Annotated in this window: 12 protein-coding genes; 8 read left to right on the top strand and 4 right to left on the bottom strand. The window is 73.6% G+C overall.

The window, feature by feature from the left end:
* Nucleotides 1-92: 92 nt before the first annotated feature.
* The gene (locus KSE_RS08200; protein WP_407927468.1) at nucleotides 93-1169 is read right to left on the bottom strand and encodes a glycoside hydrolase family 19 protein; all 1077 of its coding nucleotides are present in this window, start codon (nucleotides 1167-1169) and stop codon (nucleotides 93-95) included.
* A gap of 359 nt (nucleotides 1170-1528) precedes the next feature.
* Between KSE_RS08200 and KSE_RS08195 the strand changes: the two genes are divergently transcribed.
* The gene (locus KSE_RS08195; RefSeq protein ID WP_014134817.1) at nucleotides 1529-2293 is read left to right on the top strand and encodes an enoyl-CoA hydratase family protein; all 765 of its coding nucleotides are present in this window, start codon (nucleotides 1529-1531) and stop codon (nucleotides 2291-2293) included.
* A 98-nt stretch (nucleotides 2294-2391) separates the two neighbouring features.
* Entirely contained in the window at nucleotides 2392-3177 is a 786-nt protein-coding gene (locus KSE_RS08190; protein ID WP_014134816.1) for an acyltransferase, read from the top strand.
* Between the two features lie 66 nt (nucleotides 3178-3243).
* Here KSE_RS08190 and KSE_RS08185 read toward each other — a convergent pair whose 3' ends face one another.
* A complete protein-coding gene (locus KSE_RS08185; RefSeq protein ID WP_202523625.1) occupies nucleotides 3244-3528 on the bottom strand; it encodes a DUF6879 family protein in 285 nt (94 codons plus the stop codon).
* On the bottom strand, nucleotides 3495-3908 hold the full coding sequence (locus KSE_RS38225) for a hypothetical protein (protein WP_014134814.1): 414 nt from the start codon (nucleotides 3906-3908) through the stop codon (nucleotides 3495-3497). The genes KSE_RS08185 and KSE_RS38225 overlap by 34 nt, the downstream gene beginning before the upstream one ends.
* Before the next feature lie 192 nt (nucleotides 3909-4100).
* Here KSE_RS38225 and KSE_RS08180 point away from each other — a divergent pair, with 192 nt between their 5' ends.
* The 6 genes from KSE_RS08180 to KSE_RS08155 all read left to right on the top strand — a co-directional run bounded on the left by KSE_RS08180 (nucleotide 4101) and on the right by KSE_RS08155 (nucleotide 9098).
* Entirely contained in the window at nucleotides 4101-4814 is a 714-nt protein-coding gene (locus KSE_RS08180) for a helix-turn-helix domain-containing protein (RefSeq protein ID WP_051055737.1), read from the top strand.
* Between the two features lie 17 nt (nucleotides 4815-4831).
* The gene (locus tag KSE_RS08175; RefSeq protein WP_014134812.1) at nucleotides 4832-6049 is read left to right on the top strand and encodes a M20 family metallopeptidase; all 1218 of its coding nucleotides are present in this window, start codon (nucleotides 4832-4834) and stop codon (nucleotides 6047-6049) included.
* Between the two features lie 121 nt (nucleotides 6050-6170).
* Entirely contained in the window at nucleotides 6171-6932 is a 762-nt protein-coding gene (locus tag KSE_RS08170) for a hypothetical protein (protein WP_014134811.1), read from the top strand.
* Nucleotides 6929-7564 carry a hypothetical protein gene (locus KSE_RS08165; RefSeq protein ID WP_014134810.1) on the top strand — a complete coding sequence of 212 codons (636 nt, stop codon included), beginning with the start codon at nucleotides 6929-6931 and terminating at the stop codon, nucleotides 7562-7564. Before KSE_RS08170 ends, KSE_RS08165 begins: the two co-directional genes overlap by 4 nt.
* A complete protein-coding gene (locus KSE_RS08160) occupies nucleotides 7561-8028 on the top strand; it encodes a tyrosine-protein phosphatase (protein ID WP_014134809.1) in 468 nt (155 codons plus the stop codon). Before KSE_RS08165 ends, KSE_RS08160 begins: the two co-directional genes overlap by 4 nt.
* Entirely contained in the window at nucleotides 8025-9098 is a 1074-nt protein-coding gene (locus tag KSE_RS08155; RefSeq protein WP_014134808.1) for a glycosyltransferase, read from the top strand. Before KSE_RS08160 ends, KSE_RS08155 begins: the two co-directional genes overlap by 4 nt.
* Before the next feature lie 908 nt (nucleotides 9099-10006).
* On the opposite strand, the gene KSE_RS39790 is transcribed toward KSE_RS08155, so the two are convergent.
* Complete coding sequence (locus tag KSE_RS39790; RefSeq protein WP_081539350.1) at nucleotides 10007-10507, bottom strand: NUDIX hydrolase; 501 nt, start codon at nucleotides 10505-10507, stop codon at nucleotides 10007-10009.
* Nucleotides 10508-11004: the final 497 nt, after the last annotated feature.

Raw genomic sequence — 11004 nt, 5'->3', positions numbered from 1 at the left:
CCGGGCGGGAACGGGCAGGCCCCCGGCCGACGCAGTGTCGGCCGGGGGCCCGTACGCCGTCATGCCGGCGCGTCAGGACGTCGGTCCGCCGGTCAGCAGCTGAGGTTGCTGCCGGTGGGCACGCCCAGGATCGCGGTGAAGCTGGTGTACGCGTTGACCCGGCTCTGCACCTGGGCGGGGTTGCCGCCGTTGCACTCCAGCGAGCCGTTGATGGAGCGGATGGTCTCGCCGAAGCCCTTGCCGTTGACCATGGCGTTGTGCGCGGTCATGGTGCCGGGGCCGTTCTGGGTCATCCAGTACCAGATGCCGGTCTTCCAGGCGACGGCCGCGTCGGTCTGCACCAGGTTGGGGTTGTTCAGCAGGTCGATGCCGAGGGCGTCGCCGGCCGCCTTGTAGTTGAAGTTCCAGCTGAGCTGGATCGGCCCGCGGCCGTAGTACGCGGCCTGGCCGGCCGGGCAGCCGTAGGGCTGGGTGGTGTCGCAGTAGTGCGGGTAGTTCGCGGTGTTCTGCTCGACCACGTACACCAGGCCACCGGTCTCGTGGTTGATGTTGGCGAGGAACGCCGCGGCTTCCTGCTTCTTCACGGTGTCCGAGCCGGTGCCCGCGAACGCCGGGTAGGCGCTCAGCGCGTTGACCAGGCCGGAGTACGTGTAGAACGGGTTCCGGTTCGGGAACATCTGGTTGAACTGGGCCTCGGAGACCACGAAGCCGCCCGGGTTGGGGGTGGTGACCGACGGGCTGGGGGTCGGGGTGTCGGTGCTGCAGGTGGTCGGGCTCCAGTACCAGGTGGAGATGGTCGGGTCGTAGCCCGGGTTGTCGTGGGTCGCCACGTAGAACTGGCCGTTCGGCACGTACTTCACGACGGTGCCGGTGGTGTACTGCGTGCCGGCCACCCAGATCGACAGCTCGCACGCCTTCGGGGTGGAGCTCGGGCTCGGGTTGGTGCTGACCGAGGTGCTGGGGGTCGGGCTGGTGGTGGTGCCGCCGCCGCAGGCGCCCTGGTCGGCCCAGACGCCGGAGCCGCCGGTGGTCGGGGTCTCGCCCTGGGTCCACCACTTGGCGTTCCAGTTGTGCCCGTTGTACGAGGCGGACATGCCGCCGGTGTACACCTGGGTCGCCGAGTACGGGGTGGTGCAGGCGGTCGCGGCGGTCGAGGTGGTGGGCACCATCACGGCCAGGCCGGTCGCGGCGAGCGCGCCGGTCAGCAGCGCGGCCACCTTGCCGCGGCGGGAGCCGGCCCGGTGCGCCGGACGGCTCGTGGTACGGGTGTTGCGGGTGTGGGACATGCGGCCACTCCTTGTGGGGGAACGAGCGGTGTACCCAGCACTCAAGCGAGGTTGTCCATCGACTGTCAATAGGTCTAGACCTTAAGGAAGTTGGGGACGTGTACGGAACTCCGCCCGGCGTGGCGGCGGCCGGCCCGGCCCCGGGCGCCCGGAAGATCGGGTACTGGTCAGTAGGGCCGGGGTGTGCCAGGGTGCACACGACGCCCCTCCGACCCACCCTCAGCCGGAAAGGCAGGCCACCGATGACCAGCGAAGCGCCACTCGTCCGCCGCACCACCGCCGACGCCGTCACCACCCTCCAGCTCGACTCCCCGCACAACCGCAACGCCCTCTCCACCCGGCTGATGGCCGAACTCACCGCCGGACTCGCCGCGGCCGCCGCCGACCCCGAGGTCCGCGCCGTCGTCCTCGGCCACACCGGCCGGGTGTTCTGCGCCGGCGCCGACCTCTCCGAGGCCACCGGCGACGACCCCACCGTCGGCCCGCGCGGCCTGGTCGCCCTGCAGCGCGCCCTCGTCGACTGCCCCAAGCCCGTCATCGCCCTGGTCGACGGCCACGTCCGGGCCGGCGGCCTCGGCCTGGTCGGCGCCTGCGACCTCGCGGTGGCCGGCCCCGACGCCACCTTCGCCTTCACCGAGTCCCGGCTCGGCCTCGCCCCCGCCGTCATCTCGCTGCCGCTGCGCCCCAAGCTCGACCCGCGCGCCGCCGCCCGCTACTACCTGACCGGCGAGACCTTCGACTCCGCCGAGGCGGCCCGGATCGGCCTGGTCACCGAGGCCGCCGACGACTCCGCCGCCGAACTGCGCACCGTCCTGGACGCGATCCGGCTCTGCTCGCCGCAGGGCCTCGCCGAGTCCAAACTGCTCGCCAACGCGGCCGTCCGGGAGTCCTTCGAACGGCACACCGAGGAACTGGTCGCGCTCTCGGCGAAGCTGTTCGGCTCCGAGGAGGCGCAGGAGGGCATGCGCGCCTTCCTGGAGAAGCGGCCCGCCCGCTGGGTGCGCTGACCTCGGCCTTCCGGGGCCGCGCGGACCGAAGTTACCGGCCGGTGTGAGTTTGGTCCCGTTGCGGGCCCAGCGGGCGCACCGGCCGCTACGGTGAGCGCATGTCGATCGTCCGCAGGCTGCTCGGACCCGTCCGCGAGAGGTCGCGCCGGGCGGCCGGGCACGCCGTGCACCGCGGCTGGCGGTGGCTGCGGGACGCGGGCGCCGTCAGCAACCGCAACCCCGGCCCGTACCGGTTCGGCGAACTCGGCGACGGCACCACGCTCGCGTTCCCGCTCGGCACCGTCTTCAACGAGCGCTGGATCACCATCGGCCCGTTCTCCATCATCGGCGAACAGGTCACCCTGTCGGCCGGGTTCCTGCCCGGGCTCGACCTCGGCCCCGAGCCGATCGTCCGGATCGGCGGCGGCTGCGTGATCGGCCGCGGCAGCCACATCGTCGGCCACCAGCGGATCGAACTCGGCGACGACGTGTGGACCGGACCCGACGTCTACATCACCGACCAGGCCCACGAGTACCGCGACACCGAAGTGCCGATCGGCAAGCAGTGGCCCCGCAACGAGCCCGTCTCGATCGGCGCCGGCTCCTGGATCGGCACCGGCGCCGTCATCCTCCCCGGCGCCCGGATCGGCCGCAACGTCGTCGTCGCCGCCAACTCCGTCGTCGCCGGCGAGGTCCCCGACTACGCCGTCGTGGCCGGCGCCCCCGCCCGCCAGGTCCGCACCTGGAACCCCGAGGACGGCTGGCAGCCCCCCATCCGCCACGACCCGCCCCGCCCCGTCCCCGACGGCCTCACCGCCGCCCAACTCCGCGCCCTGGTCGGCTGGGACCTCCGCCTCCCCGGCGAAACCCCCGCCGACAGCAGCCCACCGCCACCCGCCCCGTAGGGCCGGCGCCGGCCGAGCGCGAGGCGGGCTGCTCGGACCGTCGACGGGGAGGAAGCGGGCACGGTCTCAGCTCGGCTCGTACTCCGGGTGGGGGACGGCGAGGCGCCACACCGCCTCGAACGCCGAGCGGCAGAGCTCGACGGTGCCGGGCGCCGTGACGATCTCGTCGTCGACGAAGTCGCCCTCGCCGCTGAAGTGGTGGACGAGCAGGACGCCGTCGTCGACCAGCCAGAAGTCGTTCGGCGGCAGTGCCAGGCCGCCGGCCCGACGACGTGCGAGCCAGCGGACCTCCTCACCGGCAGCGATGTTTCGGAACGTCACATCGTGCTCGAAGCGCGTGTACTCCGACAGCGGCTCCGAGACGACGCGCGCCCGGCGCAGCCTTCGCCGCCCGCAGCCTTCGCCGCCGCGAGCAGTTCCAGCGCCCGCGTGCTGTCGCGCAGCAGGAGCTGTTCCTCCACTCGCAGGCCGACGGCCACCAGGTCGTCCGCGAGCTGCTGCGGGGTGCCGGTGTAGTGGTGTGCGACCGCCAGGCCGAGCGCTTCGGCGACCACCGCGGACGTCGTCACGCACCGCGGCATCACCTCGTCCAGCACGTCCCAGCCCTCGCCGCTGCCGGGGTACATCCACCTGATCAGCGCCGGGGCGTCGAGGACGACCTTGACGGCTCCCGGGGTCTCGAACTGGGCGAGCACCCGCCGGGCCCGCTCGGACGGGTCCGCCGACCGCACCTCCCCCCGCTCGAATTCGCCGGCCCGGACCGATGGTCGACGTCTTGGAGTTCAAGCTGTCGGGCGGTTGCGGTGAACTGTGGCCGGGCGGGGAAGGCTTGGGATATTTCCGGTGGTGGGGAGGGGGTAGCGGGCGTGGTTGCGGCGGATGGTGGGGATTCGGCGCTGCGGCGGGCGAGGCTGGCTCGGAACATGACGCAGGAGGACGTCGCCGAGGCATTGAACCTGATCACGAACCTGTCGGCGGACGGAAGTCTGGTGAGCGCCTGGGAGTCGGGCCGGCGGCGTACGGGGCAACGCAATCGTCAGGGGCTGTGCAGGCTGTTCGGGGAGAAGCCGGAGGTGCTGTTCGCCCATCAGGACGGTGAGGCCGTCAGCACGCTGGAGTCTTCGGGGACGGGCGTGGTGCTGAAGGTGCTCACGCGGTGGACGGATCTGGTGGAGGCGATGGTCGGCGTGGTGGCAGGCGCACGCGAGCAGTTGGTCGTCACCGGCAGCCGGTCACGGGAGAAGGCGTATCTGGCGGCGATCGAGACGGCGGTGGCGCGGGATCCGGGTCTGGTGCACTACCGGGTGCTGTACGGGCCGCCGCGTCACCGCGAGCTCGCGGACCACCTGGTGCGGCTGCTGGAGCTGCGTGATCCGGGTGAGCGCCGTCACGGCGTCAAGACGCTGCACATCGGCGTCGTCGAGGGGCCGGCGCTGGAGCGGTTCTTCGTGGCTTCGGAGACCCAGGCGGTCGTGCCGCTGCCGTCGCTGCACGGCTCCGACGGGTTCGACTGCGGGGTGCTGCTGGGGCGCGAGGCGGCGCAGGGCCTGGTCCACCATGGACGGGAAGCGGCTGCCGGGGCGCGCGCGGTGGAGACGTTCGAGACGGTGCGCGCGCTGCCGGTGCGGCACGGCTGACCAGTGGGGAGCGGGAAGTGAGCAGCAGTGCGGACGTCCGGGTCGGAGAGCGGGCGGCGTCGGTCGTCGAGCTGGCGCAGGCGCTGATCCGCCGGCCGAGCAGGGCCGGCATCGACGACTACGGGCCGGTGCTCGGGGCGCTGGAGGACTGGCTCGGTGCCCGGGGCCTGCCGCACCGGCGGCTGCACCACCGGGACGCGCCGGCGGGGCTGCTGGTGGAGATCCCCGGAGGCCGGCCGGGCCGCTGGTGGGCGCTGGACGCCTGCGTGGACACCGCCCCGTTCGGCGACGAAGGCACATGGTCGTTCCCCCCGGCCTGCGGTGACGTCGTATCGGGCTGGCTGCTCGGGCGGGGCAGCGCCGACTCGAAGCTCGCCGCCTCCTTGTTCTGCCACATCGCGGCCGACCTGTGGCCGCGTGCCGGCGACCTGTACGGCGGGCTCGCGGTGCTGCTCGACGTCGACGAGCACACCGGCGGCTTCGGCGGGGCGCGCGCCTACCTCGCCGACGAGCGCGCGGTGCGCCCGGCGGGCGTGATGATCGGCTACCCGGGGCTGGAGGAGGTGGTGGTCGGTGGTCGCGGCCTGTGGCGGGCGGTGATCTCCGTGTACGGCCCGTCGGGGCACTCCGGATCGAGCCGCACCCAGGTCGGTGCCGTATCCCGTGCCGCGCACCTGGTCCGCCTCCTGGACGGGGCGGGCCTGCCCGCGGCGGACGGCACCTCAGGGTTTCCACTGGGGCCGAAGCTGACGGTCACCGCCTTCCACGGCGGGGCGGGCTTCTCGACCGTGCCGGATCTGTGCGAGCTGAACGTGGACGTGCGCACCGTCCCCGGCTTCGACGCCCATGATGCCGAGAAGCTGATCCGGGGGGCGGTCGCCGAGCTGGACGCGGAGATGCCCTCCGCGCGGCCGAGCGAGGTTGCGCCGCAAGCGAGTTGGCCGCCGTTCCGTCTGGGGGCCGGCGAGCAGCCCGCCGCCGCCCTGTTCGCCGCGGCCGCGGCTCAGGGCCTCGATGTGCGCGCGAAGGTCGCCGGCCCGTCCAATATCGGCAACCTGCTCGCCGGAGAGGGGATCGCGGCGACCGCCGGCTTCGGAGTGCCGTACGAGGGGCTGCACGGCACCGACGAACGGGCGGACCTGGCGGCGCTGCCCGAGGTGTACGCCGTCTACCGGCAGGCCGTGCTGAGCCTGCTGTCCGCACCGGATTCGGTCCCGGAGCGGCCGGTGTCCTAGCCGTGTCCCGGATTTCTTCCAGCCGGATCCTATTCTCGTCCCAACTTCGTCTCTGGGAAGGAGAGTTGAGGCACGGTGCCATGGAGTCATCGTCCCGTTCTGTGCAGACGAGGAGCCCTCCATGGCCACCGCCGACCCGCTCACCCCCGCCATTTCCACCGCCCGCACCCGCCGTCCGCACCGCGCCACCACCGCGGACCGCCGCCCGGGCCGCGCCCGGCGGCCGGTCGGGGTGCTGGTCGACGGCATGGACCTCACCGGCAAAACCACCCTGGCGCGCCTGCTCGCCGAGCAACTGCAGGACTCGGGCCTGCGCGTGTTCCACCACCGCGGCGCCCTCGCCGAACGCCACCCGCTGCGCCGCTCGTTGGAGCGCACCGTGCCGGGGGAGCGCCCGGCCAGCAGTCGCCTCAACGCGGCGTTCATCGCTTCCGCCATGCTCGACCGCGTGCTGCCCGGCGTGCTGGACGACGTGCTGGTCGACGTGGTCGTCCAGGAGTCCTATGTGGATCGGGCCGTCGCCTACGGCGTCGCGGCGGGGAACTGGCCCGCCGCCCGATGGGCCGCCCGCCACCCGGGCGCTTTCCCGCGCTTCGACCTCGCGCTGATCACCCGCGCCGGCCACGTCGTGCGCCTGGAGCGCTTGGCCGGGCGCGACCGCGCGGACGGGGTGGACGCGGTCACCGTCGCGGACGCCGCCTTCGAGGGCCGCTTCTGCCGGGCCCTTCACCAGGTCGCCCGGCGCCACCGGCGCGTGCGGCACATCGACACTGCGGCCACCGCCTCCGAACAGGCCGCCCGCGCCGCCGCCGACCTGGTCCGCCGACTGGCCGCCGCGCGCGCCGCCGAGCAGATCGGTGCCGAGCGAGGGAGCGGGCGATGATCAGGATCGTCGTGGAGGGCATGGACTTCACCGGCAAGACCACCGTCTGCCGCCACCTCGCCGAGTACCTGGACCAGCAGGGCACGACGGTTGTGCGCTCGACCACCTCCCTGACCGGCGGCCCCATACCCGCCCTGATCGAGGCCGCCTACCGCATCCCGCACCTGCCCGACCCAGTGCGCTCCGCGCTGTTCCACCTCGCCTACCTGCCGGACCTCGCCGCCCGCCCCACGCCGCCGGGCGGCCACAACCCCGCCGGTCAGCAGGTCTGGCTCCAGGAGTCGTACGTGTGCCGGGTCTGGGCGCACGACCTCGCCCGCCGGCAAACCGTGCTCGCACGGTTCGCCGCGCGCCTCGCCCCGACGCTGCACCGCCGCGTCGACCTGGCCGTCCTGCTGCACAGCCCCCACGAGGTACGGCATGACCGCTACCTGCGCACCGGCGCACCCAACCTGCGAGACGACCGACGGTTTGGCCCCGACGCCGACCACCATCGGCGCGTTGAGGAGCACCTGACCCGCCTCGCGCAGGGCTTCGGCTACCACCTGATCGGCACCTCCGAGCAGCCGCCCCACGAGAGTGCGGCGCAGATCGCCGCGCTGCTCGCCGAACTCGCCCCGAGGCACCCGTGACGGCCCGCACCACGACAGCGGCCGACCCGGAGCCCGTCCGGCCGTGGCAGGTGCTGCCCGGCTTCCACATCGCCTCCGCCGCCACCGCCCACACCCTCTCGCACCAGCCCGCCACCGTCCTGTGCCTGCGCCGCCGCCCACCCGAGCGCGGCGACTACCCGCCCGCCTGGGCGCCGCCGACCACCCTGGTCCGCCACCTGCCCCTGACCTACTGGGACGAGACGGCACTGCCACGACTGCGCCGGGCCGTGCACGCCGTCCAGCACAGCCGGCGCCCGCTCCTCGCCCACTGCCTGCTCGGCCTGGACCGCGCCGGACTCCTCGCCCTGGCCATCCTCACCGCGAGCGGCGACACCCCCGCCCAGGCCCTCACCCGGTACGCGGAGCGCGGCGTGCGCCTGCCCGACGGCCAGGCCATGGACCTCCTGACCCGCTACACCCGAACCCTGAAGGAGCGCCGATGAACGACCTCGCCCTCGACATCCTCGCCCCCGGCACCCGCTACTTCCCGCCCGAACGGCTGGACAGCGGCCTCGGCGGCAACGAGGCCACCCTCCTCGCCTGGTGGCGCCACCTTCGCGTGCGCGGCGTCGCCGTGCGCGTCCTGCTCGGCGAGCCCGCCGCCGACCGGCCCCGCCCAGACGCCAGCCTCGCCGCGGACGGCTGGTGCACCCCCGCCACCGCCCCCGCACCCGGCCGCCCCACCCAGGCCGTCATCGCCTGGCGCAACGCGAACCTCCTCGCCGACGTCCCCGCCGGCGCCACCAGGGTGCTGTACATCGGGGACCGCTCCACCCCCGGCATCGCCGGCACCACCCCCGCCTGCGACCTCGCCTTCGTCGGCTCGAAGGCAGCCCACGCCCTGTACGCCCCACTGCTGACTCCCCGTCACGGCTACGTCGTCCACTCCTGCGGCCACGACATCGACCCCGCCCCGCTCGCCGACGTGCCGCGCCGCCGCTTCCACTGCGTGCACGCCAGCGTCCCCGAACGCGGCCTCGATCCGCTCCTCACCCTGTGGCCGCGCCTGCGCGAACAGATCCCCGAAGCAACGCTGACCGTGATGGGCGGCTACCGGCTGTGGGGCTACAGTCCCGACCAGGCCCGCTCGCTCGCCCACCACCAGGTCCCGGCGCTGACCCGGCTCCCCGACGGCGTCACCCACCTCGGTGAGGTCGACCGCACCACCTACCTGCGCACCCTCGCCTCCAGCGAGCTCATGCTCTACCCCACCGACTACGACGAGATGTGCTGCATCGCCGCCCTGGAGGCGTCCGCCTGCGGCACCGTCCCGGTCCTCTCCGACCGGGCCGCCCTGCGCGAGCGCGCCGCCGCCGGCACCGCCGGCCTCCTCGTCCCCGGCCCCGCCGCCCACCCCGACGTGCAGGCCGCGTTCGCCGACCGGGCCGCCGCGCTGCTCAACGACCAGCAGCGCCTGAACCGGCTGCGCGGCGCGGCGTACGCGCACGCCGCCCGGCACACCACCGCCCGCGTGATCGACCACCTGCTGGAGGTGATCCGACGATGCCGGTAACCCCCGCCCCCGCGACTGCCCCGGCCGTGGCGGTCGCGGTCGTCACCCACACCGCGCCCGCCACCCTGCCCCTGGTGCTGTCCGCCCTCGCCACCCAGGCCCCGTTCGGCGCGGTCACCGTCCTGTTCACCGGCGCTCCCGGCAGCACCGCCCACACCCGGGCCCACCGGGCTGCCGCCGCGGTCGGCGCGTGCGTGGACGAGACCGGGACTCCCCTGCGGATCGGAGCCGCCCGCGCCTGGCACCTCACCCACCTCGCCGCCACGGCGCCGCACCTCACCCACGTCGCGTTCCTCGACGACGACTGCCCGCCCCGCCCCGGCTGGTGGATGGCCGCCCTGGCTGCCGCCGACGGCGGAGCCGTGCTGGCCTTCGGCCCACGCCATCCGGCCCGCCCGCAGGGCGCCGGAGGCCGGATCCGCGCCTGGGAAGCCGAATCCTCCGCCAAGGTCACCGCCGCGCGCACCGCGCCCACCCTCGTGCGGCACGCGCCCTCGATGATGGTCGCCGGCGGGAACATGCTCGTCGACCTCCGCGTCGCCCACGCCCACGGAATCACGGCGCCCGCCTTCGCCTGCGGGGCCTTCGAGGACGTCGACTACCAACTCCGGCTCGCCGAGGCCGGATTCGCGGACCGGATCCGCTTCGACCCGCGGATGGCCACCGACCACCACGACCACCTCGGTGCCCGCGCGCTGCTGTACAAGAGCGCCCTGTCCGGCCAGGGCCTGGCCCGCTGCCGCACCCTCCACGGCGCCCGCCTGTGGAACCTGTCGCGGTGGCGGCCCTGCCGCACCCTGCTGCGCACCTGCCGGTCAGCCTACGGCGCCCACGAACTCCCTTATTCCTTGAGGCTGTTGACGCTGGTCCGCGCCGCGACCGTCGCGGCCGCGTACACGGCCGCCCGCCTACACCAGCTCGCGGCGCTCCGTGCCCGCGACCGCGACCACCAGACTCCACCGCTCCACCGCGATGCGGGCGGCGGCCTCCAGTTGGGCGGCGCCCCGCTCACCCCAGCCGAGCAGGTCGGCGGCGTCGGAGGGTGACACCAGTGCCCGCCCGTACGCCCGGCCCGTGCACGGGTCCGCCGCAACGGGGTCGGCGCGCTCCAGCAGCGCCGCGTACCGCACCTGCGCGTAGGGAGCGCGCTTCGCCTCTCGTACCACCTGGTAGCCCACCGGCGCCCAGTCTTTCAGGACGAGCCGGCTCTCCTCGTAGCACTCACGCTGCAGCGTGGCGACCAGATCGACGTCCTCCTCCTCGGGAGTCCCGCCGGGCAGGTTGTACCGCCCAGCATCGTCCTGGACCACCACAGCGCCGCTGGCAGCGTCGAACACCACCCCGTACACCTGCCGGACCGGCAACTCCTGCGGCGGCGGCCACTGCTCCACCCATTCGACCGTGAACACGAACTGCCTCCCAGAGCCCGAAACGCGGCTTCCAGCCTTCCACGCCCGACGCGCCCCGCACCTCGATTTCCAGCAACACCTTCAGCGGTCTGACGTGGTCACCACCTCATGGTGACCGGGAGCAGGACACCAGACCCGAAGATCCACTCCGTTGCCAGAAGGTTGTGCAGAGCTACTTGTCCGGTGGCGGCAGCTGTACGAGAGCAGAGCCTCCTCGGAGTGCGGTGGCCGATCGTTGTGCCAGAGCTTTCCGCATCCGACCGGGCGGGCGCCTCCAACTTGCCCGAACTTGCTCGGATACAAGGGGACCTGGCTGTCCGTCGGTTCTGATCGGCGGGTGGAATGGGGGGATTCGCCGGGTGTGGCACTGGGTGCAATGACTGTCACAGCTTCGCAACAGGGGAAACCGGGAGGGGCGGATCGGCGTGGTGGGGTCTGTCGGGTCGGGCAGGATGTCCGTCCGATGGATCTTGGAAGTGCAGGTCGGGCCGCGGGGG

Origin of the sequence: Kitasatospora setae KM-6054 (genome assembly GCF_000269985.1) — a bacterium.
GTDB classification, from domain to species: domain Bacteria; phylum Actinomycetota; class Actinomycetes; order Streptomycetales; family Streptomycetaceae; genus Kitasatospora; species Kitasatospora setae.
This window is presented reverse-complemented; position numbering and strand designations above follow the sequence as displayed.